The organism is Sphingobium cupriresistens, from assembly GCF_004152865.1.
Lineage (GTDB): Bacteria > Pseudomonadota > Alphaproteobacteria > Sphingomonadales > Sphingomonadaceae > Sphingobium > Sphingobium cupriresistens.
Genome location: NZ_SEOO01000009.1, coordinates 17,874 through 36,867, shown reverse-complemented (window position 1 = coordinate 36,867; position 18,994 = coordinate 17,874). Strand labels below are relative to the sequence as shown.

The following is an 18,994-nucleotide window of genomic DNA, read 5'->3' as shown; positions in this document are numbered from 1 at the left end:
AGATGAAGGTTAGTCAAGCACCGAACATGTCAGGGCAGCGGCAGAATCAAGACCCGATCGCCGGGAGCCGCCGGCGGCGATCCGGCGGGGCGCAGGATCAGGCAGTCGGCCTTCGCCATGGCGGCGGTGGCCGCGCTGTCCTGTGACGTGACCGACACGATGCCGCCCGGTCCGCGCCAGGCGCGCAGATAATCGTCACGATCGCCGGTGGCGGGCAGCGGTGAGGCGAGCGGCGCGTCGCTTGTCGGTGGCAGCGGATCGCGTGCGCCGCCCAGATGACGGACCAGCGGCAACAGGAACAGCGTGGCCGTGACGAAGGCGGAGACGGGATTGCCCGGCAGGCCCAGGAACAGCGTATCGGCGATTCGCCCCGCCATCAGCGGCTTGCCCGGCCGCATTTTGATCTTCCAAAAATCGAGCGCGCCGCCTGCTTTCACAAAAGCGGGACGGACCAAATCATGGTCGCCGACGGAGGCGCCGCCGGTCGACACGATGATGTCGGCCGTGCGCGCCCGTTCGATCGCGGCCACCATCGCATCGAGGTCGTCCCGCACGATGCCGAGGTCGATGACGTCGCAGGGCAGGGCGGCGAGCAGGGCGGCAAGCATCGGCGCGTTGGAGGAAGGCAGGAAACCCGGCGGCGTCGGGGCGCCGGGCGGCACCAGTTCATTGCCGGTGGACAGCAGCGCGACCGTCGGCCGACCGCCGACCGGCACGACGCCATGGCCACCCAGCACGGCGAGCGCGACCTGAGCCGGGCCGAGGCGACCGCCAGCCTCCAGCAGCAGGGCGTCCTGCGCAAAGTCGGAGGCGGCGGTGCGGACATGACGACCTGGGGGTAGCGGATCGGCGCTGGCGGTCAGCCAGTCGCCGTCGCGGGTCGCATTTTCCTGGATCAATATGGTGTCGGCGCCCGGCGGTAGCGGCGCGCCGGTGAAGATGCGGCTCGCTTCGCCCGGCGCCAGGGCTGCAAGGTCCGCCGCGCCGGCCGCGCTCTCGCTGGTGACGCGCCAGGGGCCGGGTGCTTCGGCGGCGCGCACGGCATAGCCGTCCATCGCCGACAGATCGGCCCAGGGCTGGTCGCGCAGCGCCGCCAGATCCTGCGCCAGCCAGCGTCCGGCGGCGGCGGTGATCGGCACGGTTTCGGTCGCCAGTCGCGGGGCGAGAGCGAACAGGCGCGCCTGCGCCTCAGCGACCGGCAGCAGGCTCATGGCGTGCGCCGCCAGTCGCCCGACTTGCCGCCGGTTTTGGCGATCAGGCAGACGCCGCCGATGATCATCGACTTGTCCAGCGCCTTGGCCATGTCATAGACGGTCAGCAGCGCGACAGAGGCCGCGGTCAGCGCCTCCATCTCCACGCCGGTCTGGCCGGCGGTGCGCGCGGTGGCGGTGACCGTGGCGCCGCTATCGTCCAACGCGAAATCGACCGTCACGGCGCTGAGCGCGATCGGGTGGCAGAGCGGGATGAGGTCGGCGGTGCGCTTGGCCGCCATGATGCCAGCCACTCGCGCCACGGCCAACACGTCGCCCTTCTTGACCAGACCGTCGGCGATGGCTCTGGCGGCGGTCGCGCTCATGGCGATCCGGCCGGAGGCGATGGCTTCGCGCGCCGTGACCGCCTTGGCCCCGACATCGACCATCCGGGCCGCGCCGTCTTCGTCCAGATGGGTGAGGCCGCTCATGCGCCCGTCAGCAGATTGTGGGTCGCCGCCTCCACATCGGCCTGACGCATCAGCGTTTCACCGACCAGGAAGCAGCGCACGCCATGGTCGGCCATCGCGACCAGATCGGCATGACCAGTCAGGCCGCTTTCAGCGACGAAGGTGCAGCCTTCGGGCGCCTTGCCCACCAGTTCGTAGGTGCGTGCGAAATCGACGGAGAAATCGCGCAGGTCGCGGTTGTTGACGCCGATCAGGCGCGAGCGGAGCTTCAGCGCGCGGTCCAGTTCGGCCTCGTCATGCACTTCGATCAGGGCGTCCATGCCAAGGCCGAGCGCGGCTTCCTCTATCTCCTGCATCTGGCCATCGTCCAGCGCGGCGACGATGATAAGGATGGCGTCCGCGCCGAGTGAGCGGCTTTCCAGCACCTGCCAGGGATCGACCAGGAAATCCTTACGCAGCACCGGGATTGCGCAGGCCGACCGGGCGGCCATCAGATAATCGTCATGACCCTGAAAATAGGGTTCGTCGGTCAGGACGGAGAGGCAGGCGGCGCCACCGGCCGCATAGGCCCGCGCATGGGCGGGCGGATCGAAGTCGGCGCGGATCAGCCCTTTGGACGGGCTGGCCTTCTTGATCTCCGCGATCAGGCCGAAGCCCGATCGCGCGGCAGCGTCCAGCGCCTGGCGGAAACCGCGCGGCGGCGTCTGTTCGCTCGCGCGGGCATGAAGCGCCGACACGGTGGTCGCGGCCCGGCGGCGCGCTACATCCTCGCGCTTGAAATCGCAGATTTCGATCAGCTTGTTGGTCATGTATAGGCAATCCAGCAATTGAGGAGCGCGTTGGCAAGGCCGCGGTCGATGGTTTCGGCGGCTTCTTCCACCCCTTCGCGCAGATTGGGGACGGCGTCGGCGACGACAAGGGCGGCGGCGGCGTTCAGCAGCACGGCGTCGCGATAGGCGCCCGGTTCGCCTTGCAGCAGGGCGCGCAGCGCCGCGGCGTTATGGGCGGCGTCGCCGCCGCGGATCGCCTCGACCGGCTGAGTGGAGAGGCCGAGGTCGGCGGCGGTCAGCCGGTGCATGGCGACGATGTCATGGCCCTTCACCTCCGCCATGTCGTTGCCCCCGGCGAGCGAGAGTTCGTCCAGTCCTTCGTCGCCCGAAATGATCATGGCGTGGTCGACGCCCAGGTCGGCGAGCGCCTGCGCATAGATGGGGACATAGGCCGGGCGGGCGATGCCGACGAGTTGGCGACGGACCTTCGCCGGATTGGCGAGCGGTCCCATCAGATTGAAGATGGTGCGTTCGCCGATCGCCTTGCGGATCGGGCCGAGCCGTTTGAGCGCGGGATGGTAATTCTGGGCGAAGAGGAAGCAGATGCCGAGGTCGGCCAGCGTCGCTTCGGCGGTGGCGGCGGCCCGGTCCAGGTTCAGGCCCAGCGCCTCCAGCGTGTCGGCCGCGCCGGCCTTGGAAGAGGCGGCGCGATTGCCATGTTTGGCGACCGGCACGCCCGATGCTGCGACAACGAGCGAGACAGCTGTGGAGACATTGAGCGTATGATGCCCGTCGCCCCCGGTGCCGCAGACGTCGATCGCGCCATCGGGCGCGCTGACCGTCTTCATGCGCGCGCGCATGGCGCGGGCGGCGGCGGCGATCTCCACCGCGGTTTCGCCGCGGCGCGCCATGGTGACGAGAAAGGCGGCGATGTCCGCTTCGGGCAGATCGGCGTCGAACAGCAGGTCGAAGGCCTGGGCTGCGGCGTCGAAGCCGAGCGGCGCGGAAGGATCGGGCAGGCGGGTCATAGACCCTGCCTTAGTCGGCGGCGGGCGGGAGAGTCGAGGGGGCGCTGGCGCTTGTTGGCGCACTTTTCCTACCGGCGTGGAAATTTACTTTCCTATTGCCGCAATATTCGAAAAGCGATCGGGCGAAAGGGCCCGATCAGGCCGTTTCACGCTCCCGCACCGGGATGCCCGCAATCGTCATGAAATTGGCCAGCATGTCATGGCCATGTTCGGTGGCGATGCTTTCGGGATGGAATTGCACCGAATGGATCGGCAGGGTCGCATGGCGGAAGCCCATGACCGATCCGTCCTCGCTGGTCGCGTTCACCACCAGGCTGTCCGGAATATCCTCCACGATCAGCGAATGATAGCGTGTGGCGGTGAAGGGCGAGGGCAGGCCTGCAAACAGCCCGGTGCCGTCATGGGTGACAGGCGACGTCTTGCCGTGCATCAGCCCGCCGCGCACAACCTTCCCGCCGAAATGCTGCCCGATCGATTGGTGGCCCAGGCACACGCCCAGCAAAGGCGCGCCGGCGTCGGCGCACGCGGCGACGAGGTCCAGGCTGACGCCCGCCTCATTGGGGGTGCAGGGGCCGGGCGAGAGCAGGAACGCCTTCGCGCCGCTGGACAGGGCCTGACCTGCAGAAATGGCGTCGTTGCGGACGACTTGAACCTCAGCCCCCAGTTCCATCAGATAATGGACCAGGTTCCAGGTGAAGCTGTCATAATTGTCGATGACGAGGATCATGGGCAGAGCCTTAGCGCGGGATGCGCGCGGGGGGAAGTGGGGAGGTAGGGATGCGCCCTACCATTGGAAGTGGAGCCGGGTGTCACCCGCATCGCCGCCGTCGCGGTCGAAGCGGCGTTCCATGATCTGACCCTGGCCGTCGCGGTCGATGGCGATCACGGTGCTGCAGCGCGTGCCGTAGAGCGGATTGCGGATGAAGATCGGCGAGGCGGCGGCTTCGTCCGGGGCGTCGGACGGGATGGCGGGGGCGATGCCGACGTCGGGCAGGCTTTCCCGGCGAAGCGCGTCGAACAGGCGATCGGGCGCGTCTGCGCTGTCGGTCAACCAGGCGAGCAGGGCGGCCTTGAGCGCAAGCGTCTTGGGCCAGGGCGCGTCGAGCGCGCCGTTGGACAGGCCGTAAAGGCCCGGCGTGAGTCGCGTGCGCAGCGGCTGTGGGCGGTTGGTGAGGAAATATGCGCGATCGGGTTCGACCAGGATCAGGTTGAACGGGTTGAAATCGTCGAGCGCCGCCTGTGCGACATCGGCATAGGGGCCGTCGCCCGCCAGCAGGTCCGTCACGAGCGCGCCGCGCGAGGCGAGGTGTGGCTGTGGCCCGCCATAGCCGCGCAAATTGGTGACGATCGCCGCCCGGCCAGCCTCCGACACGCCAACCCAGGTGCCGCCCGATTGCAGGTCGCGTCCGGCGATCAGCCCGGCGCGGTGGTCCCAGCGATCAAGCGGGGCGGCGGCTCGCGCGTGATATTCGTCGCGATTGCCGATCAGGATGAGGCGCCAGCGCCGATGCGCCGCCCAGGCCATGGCCATGATGCACATGGGGCCGCTGTATCGCCCCCTGCGAATCCCGCAAGTGCATGGCTTGAAAAACCATCCGTTTGGGGCCATATGGATGGTGCCGGGTTCGCCCGGCTATGGTGATAAATTGTGTCGTATAATAGACGCAGCGGACCCGGGGGCAGTACCCGGCGGTTCCACCAGAAGGCCCGATCGCTTACAGCTTTTGGGTTTCCTGACGGGGCCGAACTAGGATCGACGTGTGTTCAAAGGCGATATTTTCACCCGGCCCGTGTAAGCCGTTAAACTGTGCAAAACTCACAAGTGCCAACGATAACGAAGCACTCGCCATTGCAGCGTAATTGAGGGCCTCACGGCCTGATATTATCCTAAAATAGCGCGGTTGAACCCACCGGGCAACAGAAGGGAATTCAGCGGCCTCCGGGAGGGCCGGGCAACAGAACCTCCCGGACCTATTCCTTATCGTCAGAGACATGCGGCCGGCTTTTGCGTGCCGTTGGTCGTGCGCCGCTGCAGATGATGTCGCGGCGAGGGACAAAGCGCGTCTGTTGGTGGCGATCCATTGCGCGGCATGGATGATTCGAATCGCCTTCCATCTGCGATCTTTTTCGATTACGCTTTTATGACAGTATCGCGTAAAAATCATAACATGCTGAAATAACATAAAACAAAATCGTTTTTGCTGGTCCGATGCACCCTTGTCCTTATGTCATCTAAATGAAATAATTCTGGCTATAGTGAGAAGTTTTTTCTGGAGGCATGAGAGATGAAGAAGGTCGCTGCAATCATGGGTCTGGCGCTGGCGGTGATGACGCCGAACATGGCGCAGGCGGCGGCCGAAGGGCAGGATTTGGTGGTCGTCGCCGGTCCCGAAGGCCGGCTGGCCGCCAGTGCGCTGGCGGCGGGACGCTATGACGCGGCGCTGCGCAAGCTGGAGCCGATGCAGGTCTATGGCGAGAATGACCCGGCCCGGCTTATCAACCTGGGCAATGCCTATGCCGGCGTCGGCCGCCTGGCGCAGGCGCGTGAAGCCTATCGCTCCGCCCGCTTCGCGCCGGAAACGACGCTGCTGCTGGCCAATGGCGCGGAAGAATCCTCGCGCACGGTCGCAATGCGCGCACTTACCCGCCTCAACCCCAGCTACGCCATGCGCTGAACGCATAGCATAAGGTGCAGGGAGCGGGGGCGTCGTCCGACAGGGCGGCGCCCCTTCGCTTTGCCGGACATGAAAAAGGCCGACCGGGTTCCCCCGGCCGGCCTTTTTCATGCGATGGATCGTCCGATCAGAAAGCCACGGTGAGCGAGGCGGCGAGCGTCGTGCCGATCTTGTAGCGGTTATAATAGACGCGGTTGCCGTCCTGTTCCTGAAACTCCTGGAACTTGCGGCCCAGAATGTTGCGGGCCTCGAACTTGAATTCGCTGTTGATGCCGCCGGGCAGCTTCACGCCCTGCCGCGCCACGAAGTCGAGCTGGATGCCCGGCCGTTCCTTGATGTCCGGCTGCAGGTTGGGACCGCGGCTGGTGACGCGATCGCTGGCATAGGTCAGCAACAGAGTCTGCTGCGACAATTTGTCGGTGTCCTCCAGACCGATCTGGAGGTTGACCAGATGGTCCGACTGGCCCGTCAACGGCGCGCCGTCGATGAAATAGTCGGACGCGGCGGGCAGATCGCCAGTCGTGTAGGTGTAGGGGATGGTGGTGTCGCCATCGCTGACCTTCAGTTTCGACTGCGTATAGGTATAGTTGGCGATCAGCGCGATCCGGCGGCTCTGGAAGAAGGCCGAGTCCATCCCGTCGAGCGGGATATATTTCTGCGCTTCCACTTCGCCGCCGTAGAGCGTCGCTTCCGGCGCGTTGGCGAAGCTGGTCGTCACCGCATAGGTGTCGCTGATGGTGGTGTAGGTTTCGATCGGGTTCTTGATCTTCTTGTAGAAGCCCGATGCGGTCAGCCGCTCGTCACGCCCCATATACCATTCCGCGCGGATTTCAGCATTCCACAGTTCGCTGTCCTGCAGGAAGGGGTTGCCGCGATAGAAGCGGTTGGAATCGGTGTCGATGAACGGCTGGGCGATCAGTTCGCGGAACTGCGGACGGGCCAGCGTCTTGGAGCCGGACGCGCGGAATTGCAGGCCACCGCCCGCATCGAAGGTCAGCGTGACGGCAGGCAGCCAATAGTCGTTCTTGATCTGGTTGAACGGGGTCACGCCGGTTGCATAGACGTCCACGCCTGTCACCGACTGGCGGCCGCTTTCATAACGGACGCCGGCGTCGATGCTGAAGCCGGGGAAAAGTTCCGCCTTCACCTGGCCATAGCCGGCATGGACGCGCATCGCGGCGTCATAGACCGGATAATTGCCGGAGAAGTCGAGCAGGCCCAGATCGTATAGCTGGATCGTCGCATCCGACAGCAGATAGTCGGGGCGCAACTGCTGCACTGGGATCGGCAGATTGACCGCGTCGAAATGCAGTTCGTAGCGCGACGAGGTGCGCTTCGTGTCGGTATAGGCGTAACCGCCGGTGATCACGAATTTGGGCGCGATCTTGTAGCTGAGGTCCGCGCCGCCGAACCACAGATTTTCGTTGAGATCGCTGAACGTCACCGATGCGTCGCCGCGCTGGCGGTTGAGCGCGTTGATGAAGCGGTCGCCGACCGGATCGATGTCGAGATCGCGGTTGGAGCGGACATAGACGAATTCGCGCTCATAGGGCGCTTCGCGCTGCGAATTGGCGTAGGAGCCGCGCAGGTCGAGGCTGAGCGCATCGCTGAACTTGAACTCGCCGGTGAATTGCGTGTCGATCAACTGCCGCTCATACCAAGCGGTCTGCTGCGTCAGATAGTCGGCGCCCTGGATCTGGCCGTCATTCTGGCCGATTGCGAGCGAGGCGCGCTTCAACGTGTCGCGAATGTAGAGGTTGGTCCAGCGCACCTTCTGGTCGCCCCATTCGGCGCCAAAGCCCAGCAGGCCGTTGACCGTCACCTGATTGTCGGTGACGACCTGGTTGGCGCTTTTACCCGCGCCTTCCGACACGGTCAGCGACGCCTGCTGCAAATTGTCGCGGGTGCGCCATTTATTGCTATAGCCCGCCGTGGCGATGACGCCCACGCGCGCATCGCCGATGTCGAACGCGGTGCCGCCGTTGAGCGTGCCGGAGAAGTTGAATGGCAGGCTGTTCGTCCGCTGCACGACCGAGGTCTTGCTATTGAGGAACTGCATCGCGATCGCCTGCTGATCGACGCGGTCGATATTGGCGAACGGCACACCGCCGCCAAAAGCGTTTTTGAGCAGCGGCGGCACGTCGCGCGAACTGTCGTCGAAGCCGGTCCAGTCGGACTTGCTGCCATAATAGGTGTAGCCCAGCTGGCCCGACGTTTCGGTGTTGGCCGAGCTGCCGACGCCGAATTCCAGATAGGATTCGGTCGGGATCGCCTTGGTCGTCAGGTTGATGACGCCGCCGCCAAATTCACCGGGGAAATTGGCCGAAAAGCTTTTCTGCACCAGCGTCGATGCAATGACGCTGGTGGGGAACAGGTCGAGCGGGACCACGCGCTTCAAGGGTTCGGGGCTGGGGAGCGGCGAACCGTTGAGCAGGGCGAGCGAATAGCGATCGCCCAGGCCGCGAACATAGACATAACCACCCGATGCGACCGACAGGCCGGTCACGCGCTGGAGCGAGCCGGCGATGTCGCCTTCGCCCGTGCGCTTGATGTCGGCCGCGGACAGGACGTTCACCACCTGCGGCGCGGACTGCGAAATATTGCTGTTGCGGCGGCCGGTCACGATGATGTCGGAACCAGGAACCGATACGTCGACATTGCCCGATTGCGCATCGGCTTCGTCGGCGGCGCTGGGCGTGCTCGACAGGCCGGCGTCGCCGGTGGTCGGTGCGCCGGCTTGGCCGGCATCGGTCTGCGCCATCGCCATGGGAGCGACCAGCGCGGTGGAAATCAGGAGCAGGCGCGCCAGGCTGAGCGGCTTCGACATGCTATATATCCCCCTTGGGAAAATTCAGTGCAAAGAAGGCGGGGAAGCGCGGTTGCACGCTCCCCCGCCCCTGTTGAGGTCGTGGGTCCGATCAGGTCGTCGGAATGGCGGTGCAGTTTGCGCCGGTGCTGCCGAAGCTGGCGGTCACCGAATTGCAGGTCCAGCCGGCATACCAGGTGTCGCTGCTGTCCTTGACCGCACCGATATAGTTGGTGGTGGTGAAGGCGGCGTCGATGGTCTTGGGGTCGATCGCGGTGCGGGCGGTTTCGGTCGCGCCGTTGATGAACAGGCTGGTCAGCGACGGCGTGTAGCTGATCGTGCTGTTCGCACCGGCTTCGAAGATCGACTGGACCAGCGCGGCGTCGACGCCGGTGCCGGTGCCCTTATAAGGCGTGCTGTTGCACTGCATCACCACCGACAGGTAGCGCGGCTTGCCGGCGTCTTCGAGCGCCGTGTCGGCGTCGCGGACGGCCGCAGCGCCGTTGATGCGCAGGCAGCTCTGGTTGGGGCTGACGATGATGCCGTTGACCAGCGCCAGGTCGGCGCCGCCGCGCAGCAGCATCGATGCACCATCGTCGCCGGTGTTCGAACGCTGGATATGCGTGAAGTTGGCGACCTTCAGATACTGGCGGGGCAAGGCGTCCTCGCTGGCGTTGCTGTTGGTGGCCGAACCGTTCGAGTCGGTTTCGAGGAAGGTGTCGCCGATATTGTTGCCTTCGCGCTGAGCGGAGATCACGAACTGGGCGGTGCCGCGGAAGCCAACGTCGGTATCCAGATTATCGTCTTCGTTACCGGTCAGCACCAGATATTTCATGTTGGCGCTGCCGCCGAAGGCTTCGATGCCATCGTCCGAGCTGTTGTGGACCTGGATATGGTCGATCACGGTGCCGGTGCCGACGCCAGCGGGGGTCAGGCCCTGCAATTCCTTGCCGTCGGCGAGGACAAAGCCCGAATAACGAATCTGGACATAGCTAAGGCGACCCGAACTATCGGTGTCGGTGGCGCCGCCGTACAGGGCGTTGCTGGTGCCTTCGGTATCGCGTTCGCAGGCGGTGGTGCCTGCTGCGGCAGCTGGCGCCTGGCAATCCGTGATCTTGGCCCGGCCGAGCAGCACGATACCGCCCCACTGGCCCGACGACTGGTCGGTGTTGGTGCCCAGGACATTTTCACGGCTGGTGAAGATGACCGGCTGGGCGGCGGTGCCGACCGCGTTGATCTTGTTGCCGCGGTTGACGGCCAGGAAAGCGCTGCCGGTGCCGGCGAAGACGACCACGCCTGGATCGATCGTCAGCGTGACGTCGGTGCCGGTGCTGGCGGCGCCCTTGTCCGTGCCAACGTCGACGCGGCCGGGCAGCGAATAGATCACGCCGGTCGTCTTGGCGATCGCGGTCGAGCTGGTGAAGCGGGCAGGGAAGCCGCAATTGCGCCACGTATTGGTGCCATCCGAAATGGTGCCGAGGTTGGTCAGTTGGTTGGCGCCGGTGATTGTCGGACATTCAGCGGCCGGGGTCACGGCGGTCGGCGTGGGGGTCGGCGTAGGCGTCGGAGTCGGCGTGGGGGTCGGCGTGGGCGCCGGAATGACGATGGTGCCTTCGCCCGGCGAAGCGATGTCGTCCGCGCCGCAGGCGCTCAGGCCCACACAGGCGCAGCTCGCCATCAGGATCGTTTGGATACGGTTAATCTTGGCCATGTCGTCTCCGCTCCGGCCTGTTGCCGGGATTGTTGAAGTGCGGAGCGCAGGGGAATTTCGAATCGGACAACGCCCCCTGTCGCCCTCAGAACGGGCAGTTAGGCGCGACAGATGACAGGCTGATGCCGCTTCTATGACAGATAGGCGTCGATAAAATGACAGTTTAAAGACGCCTTCGCCATTTCCATGGTTAAGGCCATTCATGCTAAGGCGCTCGGCGGGATGGCCGTTGGCAGGAGATGGACTTGCAACCGGAAGTCGAACTGAAGCTGGACCTGTCGCTCGAAGCGGCGGAGATGTTCGCGCGATGGCCGTCGCTGCCGGCGGAGAGCCAGACGGCAGCGCTGCACGCCATCTATTTCGACACGCCCGACCATCAGCTTGGCAAGGGGGGCATGAGCCTGCGCATCCGCCAGTCGGGGCGGCGGCGGGTCCAGACGGTCAAGGCAGATGGCCGCGATGGCGCGGGGCTGTTCGCGCGCGACGAGTGGGAAACGCCGGTGCGGGGCGACGCGCCGGTGCTGGACGACCGCACCCCGGTCGCTGCGCTGCTGGGAGCGGCGGTGGCGGAAGTGGATCGGTTGTTCACCGTCGATGTGCAGCGCCGGACCTGGACCGTGACGCGGGATGGCGCGACGATCGAACTGGTGCTGGATCGCGGTGCGGTGCTGGCGGCCGGGCGGGAACAGGCGATTTGCGAGATCGAACTGGAATTGAAGGCGGGCGACCCGGCGGCGCTGTTCGCGCTGGCGCGGCGGATCGACGCGGACATCGCTCTGCGACCGGGCGTATTGAGCAAGGCCGAGCGCGGCTATCGCCTGACCGAGGCGCTGCCGGCGGCGATCAAGGCGGAAAAGGTGGCGCTTGATCCGTCCATGAGCGTGCGCCAAACTTTCCTGCGGATCGCCGCATCCTGCCTGCGTCACTATCGGCTGAACGAAGCGTTGCTGCTGGACCACTACACGCCGGAGGCGCTGCACCAGGCGCGAGTCGCGATCCGGCGTCTGCGATCGGCGCTGAAATTGTTCAAGCCGGTCTTGCGGGCGGCGGACGCCTCCCGCTTCCAGGGGGAGTTGCGCTGGCTGGCGGCTGTGTTGGGCGAAGCGCGCGACCTGGATGTGCTGATACCGCGGGTCGTCGACGATTCGGCGCGCGCGCGGTTGGAGGCGGCGCAGGCGACAGCGCATCAGCGTGTCCTGCAATGGCTGGAGTCCGCGCGGGTGCGGACGCTGTTGATCGATCTTGTGGAGTGGACGGCGCTGGGCGCGGGTCTCAAAATGAAAGCGGATCGGTCGGCGGTCCCTTTCGCCGTGACTCGCTTGCGCAAGCTTCGCAAGCGGATCGCCAAGGGCGGCAAGCATCTGGCGCAGTTGAACGACGAGGCGCGTCATGCGGTGCGCAAAGATGCGAAGAAGCTGCGCTATGGCGCTGAATTCTTTGCTGGACTGTTCGGCGGCAAAAGAAAGCGCATCCGACGGAAAAAGGCGTTTCTGGGCAAGCTGGAAGCCATGCAGGATATGCTGGGAACGCTCAATGATTTGGCCACGACGCCCGCGATCCTGGTCCGCTACGGACTGCCGGTCGATGTCGCAGCGGGCAAGGTTGAGAAGGGCGACCTGCTGACCGCAGCAGCGCAGGCGCACGAGGCCCTTGTCGATGCGCGTCGCTTCTGGACCTGACTGGGTTTAGCCCCAGGGGCGTTCCCGATACCATTTCGTAATGACATGCTTAACCCCCGACCGCACCTTCATGCCATGGTGGAGGCTGGCGGGGTTCGGCGCGCCCGATAGATCGCGGTTGTTCCAGGCGAGCAACTTGCCGGTTTCAGGCTGGACGGTCTTGCCGATCTGCGTGAAGCGGGTCGCCCCGCCGGCCGCCGGTTCGTTCAGATAGATCATCAGCGTCCAGGTGCGATTGCCCGCCACAGAACAATATGTCGCATAATCGGAACCCTTGGGATCGAAATAGTCGGTATGCGCCTTGAATTCCTGGCCCACATCATAGCGTTGGCCCTGGATCGGTTCGCCATGGAGCGTCGCTATCCCGGCAAAGGCGTCCAGTCGCGCATTGATCGCAGCGACGAAGGGATCGCCATGGTCCAGATCGCAGGTTTCGCTAGTGCGGAAATAGCCGTCGCCATTGGCGTCCGCGATGGTGGACGGGCGGCGTTTGGCGTCGATCCGCTCAATCAATGCAACGCATTCTTCCGCGTTCAGGAAACGACGCTGGATGAACAGCGTCAATGCGCGATTGGGGACCCGCTGGATGCGCGGATGGGCGGCGATCCAGGCGGGATCGGCGTCGGCGGCCGTGGGGGCAGGGGGCGTGGCGGTCAGGTCCGGCATGGCATATCCTGATAAAGATGCATCTATCGGCAGACGGCGCCGTAGCTAACTTTCAATGGAGGAAAAGCAAGAGGCATGGCATCAGATGGGATATGTCATATTAGCGTCACATGATTGTCATCTGACAGTAAAGACATTTGCCTAGCAGGCTGGCACAGTGATGGGGGTTATTCGACGTCATGCGGGTGCCATTTGGCGATAGCATAAAAGGGGCGCGTCGCTTCGCTTGGAGCGGGGCAGGGTCGGCGCGAGGGTTCGACTGGCTTGCGCTGTTCGAACGGGCGTTGCTCGTCCTGCTGGCGTTGCAACTGGTGCGACTGGTCTGGGCGATCGTCGTGCCGGTCGGCAGCTTTGGCCCCTGGGAAGGGCGGCAGGCGCAAATCCTCTCCCCCAGCGCGCGACAGGCGCTGTTCGCCAGCTTCGATCCCTTTTTCCGCACTGGCGCCCCGCAACAGGCGGGCGATGGTGTCGTCACCTCGCTCGCGCTGACTCTCTATGGCGTGCGGGTTAATGAGGGGTCGGGACTTGGATCGGCCATCATCGCCGCACCCGACGGCGTACAGAACAGCTTCGCCATTGGCGACGAAATCATGCCGGGCGTGGTCCTGAAGGCCGTGACGTTCGACCATGTGACGATCGACCGGGGGGGCGCGGCAGAACAGATTTTCATCGATCAATCGACCCCCGCACCCGAAGCAGCGCCCGCCCCGACGCAGGGCGCAGGCTGGCAGAGCGCCGCCCCGCCGCCACCCGCCGCGCCCGGCGCAGGCCCGACCGTGGAAGGTCTGAAGCGCGACATCGGCTTTGCCCCGCGAATGCAGAATGGCCGCGTCACCGGCGTCGCCGTCATGGCCAAGGGGCCGACCTTCGCGGGCGCAGGCTTTCGCCCCGGCGACATCATCAGCCAGATCAACGGTCAGCCGATCGGATCGGCCGGCGACCTTCAGGCTCTCCAGAACCAGATCGCGCCCGGCGCGCGCCTTTCCCTCACCGTGGAGCGCGGCGCCGCCGTGGCATCGGTCAACATCATAGTGCAAGGCCAATGACCCGCAAATTCCTCCTCTCTGCCGCTACGGCGCTCGCTCTGGCCGCACCGATCGCAACGCCGTCGATGGCGCAACAGACGCTCAACGTCCGCGACGCCGACATCCGCGCCTTCATTCAGGATGCAGCGCGGGTGACCGGGCGCACCTTCATCATCGACAACAAGGTGCAGGGGAAGGTGTCGGTCGTGACCGACCGGCCGCTGTCGCGATCCGAATATTTCGAGATCGTTCTGTCCACCCTGCGCGCCAATGGACTGGTCGCGGTGCCGGCGCCCGGCGGCGCCTATCGCATCCAGCCGGCCGATGGCGCGGCGGGCCAGCCCAGCGCCGTGGGCCGCGGAGCCAACCGCAACAGCTTCGTGACGGAGGTGTTCCGCCTGCGCTCCATCGACGCGGCGAGCGCGCTGGAGACCCTGCGCCCGCTGGTCAGCAAGGAAGGCTCCGTCACCGCCAACCGCGCGGGCAACAGCGTGGTGGTGGCCGACTATGCCGATAATATATCGCGCATCCGCCAGGTGATCGCCCGCATCGACCGCGACACGTCCGCGACGCAGATGGTGATGCTGAAAAATGCCGGCGCGCGCGAAATCGCGACCTCGCTCCAGGCGCTGGTGGCGACGGGCGGAGGCGAGAATGCCGCGCCATCGGCCGCGACCGTGGTGCCGATCGACAGCAGCAATGCCGTGGCCATCCGGGGCGACGCCAATACCGTCACAAGGCTCGCCGCCATGGCGCGCCAGCTGGACCAGCAGGCGGCCAGCGGCACCGAAATCCGCGTGTATTGGCTGGAACATGCCGATGCGGAAAAATTGCTGCCGGTGTTGCAGCAACTGGTCGGCCAGTCGACCAGCCAGCCGGTCACGGCCTCTACCCCAGCGGCCAGCAGCGCGGCCCCCGCATCTCAGGCGGCGGCGCCGGTCGCGGCGGCATCCTCGTCGTCATCGTCCAGCGGCGGCGGCATCTCCACCCGCGGCCCGGCGATCGTCACCCGTTACGAAGGCGCAAACGCGATCATCGTGGCCGCCAACAGCGACGTGCAACGAATGTTGGGCGAAACCATCCGCCAGGTCGACACCCGTCGCGAACAGGTGCTGGTGGAGGCGATCATCGTGGAGATCAGCGATGCGGCGGCCAAGAAGCTGGGCGTGCAATTTCTGCTCGGCAGCACGTCGACCGGCTTTGCCGCGAGCAACTATTCCAACGCTTCGCCCAATTTGCTAACGCTGGCAGGCGCTTATGGGGCGACGCAACTGGGCACGACGACGACGACCGTGGTGGCGGCTGATGGCACGCGCACTACGACGGAGGTGCAAAATAGCGGCGACTTGGCCAGCAGCTTGCAGGAAGCGGCGATCAGCAGCCTGACCAGCGCAACCGGCGCGATTGCGGGGCTGGGCGGCAGCATCGGCAAGAACGGCATTTTCGGCGCGATCATCAATGCGGTGAAGTCCGACACCGAAAGCAACCTGCTTTCCACACCGTCCGTGATGACGCTGGACAACCAGAAGGCGTCTATCCTGGTCGGGCAGCAGGTGCCCGTTACCACCGGCGAGGCGCTGAGCCAGAATTTCGACAATCAGTTCCGCACCGTCCAGCGTCAGGATGTCGGCATCAAGCTGGAGGTGAAGCCGCAGATCAACACCGGCGGCGCGATCAAGCTGTTCCTGAAGCAGGAAGTGTCGAGCGTGGCCGGGCCGGTCAGCAACTCCAGCAGCGACCTCATCATCAACAAGCGCGAGATCGAAACGACCGTGACGGTAGACGATGGCGAGATACTGGCGCTGGGCGGCCTGCTGGACGATAATGAACGCAAAACGATCGAGCGCATCCCGCTGCTGTCCGATATTCCGGGGTTGGGCGAATTGTTCAAGTCGCGCAGCAAGAGCCGGACCAAGACCAATTTGATGGTCTTCATCCGGCCGACCATCCTGCGGTCGAAGGAGGATGCGCAGCGGCTGACGCAGCAGCGTTACGGTTATGTCCGCAACATGCAGTTGCAGCGCAATCCCGACGTCGAACCAACGATCGACGAACTGGTGCGCGACTATATGGGCGCGACCCCGCCGGTCGCAGCCGCGCAGCCGGGTGATGCGGTTGTGGAGCCGGTGGCGGGCGCGCAGGTCATCGAACCCACCGTCCGCCAGTCGAGCGGCGTGGTGCGACCGGTCGAAATACCGGCAAGCGGAGGGCGCAAGTGAGCGAACAGACGCACACCGATATCAGCCCGCTCGCGCAGCCGCCGCGCCCCATCGACATACCTTATGTCTTCGCGCGCAAGCATGGCGTGGTCATGCTGCCGATCGAGGGTGAGCGGCTGACCATCGCGGTGCGCGAAGGCAGCGATCCGCGCATATTGCTCGAAGTGCGGCGGCATCTGGCGCGCAGCTTCGACGTCATCTTCGTCGAACCGGCCGAGTTCGACCGGCATTTGTCCAACCATTATGCGATGGAAGGCAGCGCGGCGGCCATGGCCGGATCGCTGGAAGTGGGCGCCGACGAGCTGGACATATTGGCCGCCGACATCCCGACCGCCGACGACCTGCTTGACAGCGCCGATGATGCGCCCGCCATCCGCCTGATTAACGGTATCATCGCCGAAGCGGCGCGGCAGGGCGTGTCGGACATCCATATCGAGCCTTATGAAACCGGCCTGATCGTGCGGATGCGCGTGGACGGCGTGTTGCGTGAGACGCTGCGGATGCCGCCCCATGTCGCGCCGGTGGTGGTCAGCCGGATCAAGGTGATGGCGCGGCTCGACATTGCCGAGCGGCGCGTGCCGCAGGACGGGCGTATCGGCCTGACGCTGGGCGGCAAGCTGCTCGACGTGCGCGTCTCCACCCTGCCCAGCCGGGCAGGCGAGCGGGTCGTGCTGCGTATCCTGGACAAGGAAAATGCCGGGATCACGCTCGACCTGCTGGGCATGAACGGCGTGCCGGACCGCATCTTCCGCGAAGGATTGAGCGAACCCAACGGCATCATCCTGGTCACCGGGCCGACCGGGTCGGGCAAGACGACGACGCTTTATGCCGGCTTGCGCCAACTCAACGACGGATCGCGCAATATCCTGACCGTCGAAGACCCGGTCGAATATGCGATGGAGGGCGTGGGCCAGACCCAGGTGAACGCCAAGGTCGGCCTGACCTTCGCGGCGGGCCTGCGCGCGATCCTGCGGCAAGATCCCGACGTCGTCATGGTCGGCGAAATCCGCGACCGGGAAACGGCGGAAATCGCCGTGCAGGCGTCGCTGACGGGGCACCTCGTCCTGTCGACCGTCCATACCAATGACGCGGTGGGCGCAATCACCCGGATGCGCGACATGCGGGTCGAGCCGTTCCTGCTCGCCTCCACCTTGCGCGCGGTCATCGCCCAGCGGCTAGTGCGGCGGCTGTGCCAGCATTGCCGCGAGCCGGTGCAGGCGGATAAATCGGCCAGCGCGCTACTGGGTTTCGACCCCGGCACGATCATCTATCGGGCGAAGGGCTGCGACGAGTGCGGCGGCAGCGGTTATAAGGGCCGGATCGGCGTGTTCGAGGCGATCCGGGTGGACGACACCATCCGGCGTCTGATCAACGACGGGGGCGATGAATCGCTGATCGCGCGCCATGCCTTCCTTAACGCCCCCAATCTGGGGTCGGCGGCGCGCGCGCTGGTGCGCGACGGCCAGACCACGGCGGAGGAAGCGATCCGCGTGTCGCGTCGCGACGCGATCGAGGCGGAAACCATCGCCGATGGCTGATTTCGACTATAGCGCGATCGACCCGGCGGGCCGGGAGCGCAGCGGCAGCATCAAGGCCGGAACGATCGAGGATGCGCGCGCCAAGCTGGACGCGCGCAAGATGTTCATCGTGCGGATCGAGCCGGGCGCAGTGGAAACGGCGCGCAAGCGGGCGAACCTGTCGCTGCGCAGCCCGCGCCTCAGCCCCAAGGAACTGACGCTGTTCACGCGCCAGTTGGCGACGCTGACGCAGGTCAGCCCGCTGGAGGAATCGCTGCGCACCATCGGTCGTCAGAGCGAGCAGGACCATGTCCGCGCCATCGTGGGCAAGGTCCATGGCGGGGTGATGGAAGGGCGGCGGCTGGCCGATGCGGTAGGCGCGGAGCCGAAAAGCTTCCCGCCGCTGTATCGCGCGATGATCTCCGCGGGTGAAAGTTCCGGCAGCCTGCCCACCATCATGGAGCGGCTGTCGGACCTGATGGAGCGGCAGGCGGTGATGCGGTCCAAGGTGCTGACCGCCATTGCCTACCCCAGCGTGCTGGCCATCTTCGCCGTGTTCGTGGTCGCTGCGCTGATGATCTTCGTTGTGCCCAAGGTGGTCGAACAGTTCGATACGGTGGGGCAGGAATTGCCGCTGCTGACCCGGATCGTGATGGCCATTTCCGCTTTCCTGGCCGCTTATTGGTGGCTGTTGCTCATCCTCGTGCTGCTGGCGGGCGTCGGTTTCTGGCGCGCGATGAAGAATGACGGCTTTCGCTATCGCTTCGACGCTATGATGCTGGGATTGCCCGTGTTGGGCAAGCTGATCCGCGATCTGCACGCCGCGCGCATGGCGCGGACGCTGTCCACCATGGTCGCCAGCCGACTGCCGCTGATGGAGGGGCTGACGCTGACCGCCAACACGGTCCATAATCGCGTGCTGCGCAAGGCGTCGGACGAGATTGTCGAGGCGATCCGCGGCGGCGGCAGCCTGTCCGCGGCGCTGCGCCGGGCGGGTGTGTTTCCCCCGCTGCTGGTCTATCTGGCGGCGAGCGGCGAGAGCGCCGGGCGGCTCGACACCATGCTGGAGCGGGCCGCCGATTATCTGGAACGCGAATTCGACGCCTTCACATCAACCGCGCTTGCTATGCTGGAGCCGATTATCATCATACTGATGGGGGGCATCGTCGCCGTCATCATCCTGTCCATCCTGCTGCCGATCCTGCAGCTGCAAAGCCTCACCGGGGCTTGAAGGAGTT

General features: G+C 65.4%; 15 protein-coding genes and 1 other RNA gene. 7 read left to right on the top strand and 9 right to left on the bottom strand.

Annotated features, from left to right (window positions below):
- Positions 1 to 29: 29 nt before the first annotated feature.
- From EWH12_RS07375 to EWH12_RS07350, 6 genes are all read right to left on the bottom strand, one after another.
- Positions 30 to 1,211, bottom strand: a complete 1,182-nt coding sequence (locus EWH12_RS07375) for a molybdopterin molybdotransferase MoeA (protein ID WP_129926175.1) — start codon at positions 1,209 to 1,211, stop codon at positions 30 to 32.
- On the bottom strand, positions 1,208 to 1,681 hold the full coding sequence (gene moaC / locus EWH12_RS07370; protein ID WP_129926174.1) for a cyclic pyranopterin monophosphate synthase MoaC: 474 nt from the start codon (positions 1,679 to 1,681) through the stop codon (positions 1,208 to 1,210). Before moaC ends, EWH12_RS07375 begins: the two co-directional genes overlap by 4 nt.
- Complete coding sequence (gene trpC / locus EWH12_RS07365; protein ID WP_129926173.1) at positions 1,678 to 2,469, bottom strand: indole-3-glycerol phosphate synthase TrpC; 792 nt, start codon at positions 2,467 to 2,469, stop codon at positions 1,678 to 1,680. The genes moaC and trpC overlap by 4 nt, the downstream gene beginning before the upstream one ends.
- Positions 2,466 to 3,458 (bottom strand): anthranilate phosphoribosyltransferase, encoded by a 993-nt coding sequence (trpD, locus tag EWH12_RS07360; protein WP_129926172.1) that lies wholly within the window; start codon positions 3,456 to 3,458, stop codon positions 2,466 to 2,468. Before trpD ends, trpC begins: the two co-directional genes overlap by 4 nt.
- 136 nt (positions 3,459 to 3,594) lie before the next feature.
- Entirely contained in the window at positions 3,595 to 4,185 is a 591-nt protein-coding gene (locus EWH12_RS07355; protein WP_129926171.1) for an anthranilate synthase component II, read from the bottom strand.
- A 57-nt stretch (positions 4,186 to 4,242) separates the two neighbouring features.
- Positions 4,243 to 4,998: an NRDE family protein gene (locus EWH12_RS07350; RefSeq protein ID WP_129926170.1), complete on the bottom strand. Its 756-nt coding sequence runs from the start codon at positions 4,996 to 4,998 to the stop codon at positions 4,243 to 4,245.
- A gap of 39 nt (positions 4,999 to 5,037) precedes the next feature.
- Here EWH12_RS07350 and ssrA point away from each other — a divergent pair.
- Both ssrA and EWH12_RS07340 read left to right on the top strand, forming a co-directional pair.
- Positions 5,038 to 5,390, top strand: a transfer-messenger RNA (tmRNA) gene (gene ssrA, locus EWH12_RS07345).
- A gap of 353 nt (positions 5,391 to 5,743) precedes the next feature.
- Positions 5,744 to 6,133, top strand: coding sequence for a tetratricopeptide repeat protein (locus tag EWH12_RS07340; protein ID WP_129926169.1), 390 nt, complete (start codon positions 5,744 to 5,746; stop codon positions 6,131 to 6,133).
- Positions 6,134 to 6,260: 127 nt separating this feature from the next.
- Here the strand turns inward: EWH12_RS07340 and EWH12_RS07335 are convergent, their stop codons facing one another.
- Both EWH12_RS07335 and EWH12_RS07330 read right to left on the bottom strand, forming a co-directional pair.
- Positions 6,261 to 8,960: a TonB-dependent receptor domain-containing protein gene (locus EWH12_RS07335; protein WP_129926168.1), complete on the bottom strand. Its 2,700-nt coding sequence runs from the start codon at positions 8,958 to 8,960 to the stop codon at positions 6,261 to 6,263.
- Between the two features lie 91 nt (positions 8,961 to 9,051).
- A complete protein-coding gene (locus EWH12_RS07330; protein WP_066602183.1) occupies positions 9,052 to 10,650 on the bottom strand; it encodes a hypothetical protein in 1,599 nt (532 codons plus the stop codon).
- Between the two features lie 245 nt (positions 10,651 to 10,895).
- On the opposite strand from EWH12_RS07330, the gene EWH12_RS07325 reads away from it, so the two are divergent.
- Positions 10,896 to 12,329 carry a CYTH and CHAD domain-containing protein gene (locus tag EWH12_RS07325; RefSeq protein ID WP_207212373.1) on the top strand — a complete coding sequence of 478 codons (1,434 nt, stop codon included), beginning with the start codon at positions 10,896 to 10,898 and terminating at the stop codon, positions 12,327 to 12,329.
- Between the two features lie 6 nt (positions 12,330 to 12,335).
- Here the strand turns inward: EWH12_RS07325 and EWH12_RS07320 are convergent, their stop codons facing one another.
- Positions 12,336 to 12,995, bottom strand: coding sequence for a prolyl hydroxylase family protein (locus EWH12_RS07320; RefSeq protein ID WP_129926166.1), 660 nt, complete (start codon positions 12,993 to 12,995; stop codon positions 12,336 to 12,338).
- 179 nt (positions 12,996 to 13,174) lie between these two features.
- Here EWH12_RS07320 and EWH12_RS07315 point away from each other — a divergent pair, with 179 nt between their 5' ends.
- From EWH12_RS07315 to gspF, 4 genes are read left to right on the top strand one after another with little or no spacing between them, the layout of a single operon-like run.
- Positions 13,175 to 14,041, top strand: coding sequence for a type II secretion system protein N (locus EWH12_RS07315; RefSeq protein WP_066602177.1), 867 nt, complete (start codon positions 13,175 to 13,177; stop codon positions 14,039 to 14,041).
- Positions 14,038 to 16,239 (top strand): type II secretion system secretin GspD, encoded by a 2,202-nt coding sequence (gene gspD, locus EWH12_RS07310; protein ID WP_066602175.1) that lies wholly within the window; start codon positions 14,038 to 14,040, stop codon positions 16,237 to 16,239. The genes EWH12_RS07315 and gspD overlap by 4 nt, the downstream gene beginning before the upstream one ends.
- Positions 16,236 to 17,777 carry a type II secretion system ATPase GspE gene (gene gspE / locus EWH12_RS07305; RefSeq protein ID WP_066602174.1) on the top strand — a complete coding sequence of 514 codons (1,542 nt, stop codon included), beginning with the start codon at positions 16,236 to 16,238 and terminating at the stop codon, positions 17,775 to 17,777. The genes gspD and gspE overlap by 4 nt, the downstream gene beginning before the upstream one ends.
- Positions 17,770 to 18,987: a type II secretion system inner membrane protein GspF gene (gene gspF / locus EWH12_RS07300; protein WP_129926165.1), complete on the top strand. Its 1,218-nt coding sequence runs from the start codon at positions 17,770 to 17,772 to the stop codon at positions 18,985 to 18,987. Before gspE ends, gspF begins: the two co-directional genes overlap by 8 nt.
- The last annotated feature ends 7 nt before the right edge of the window (positions 18,988 to 18,994 follow it).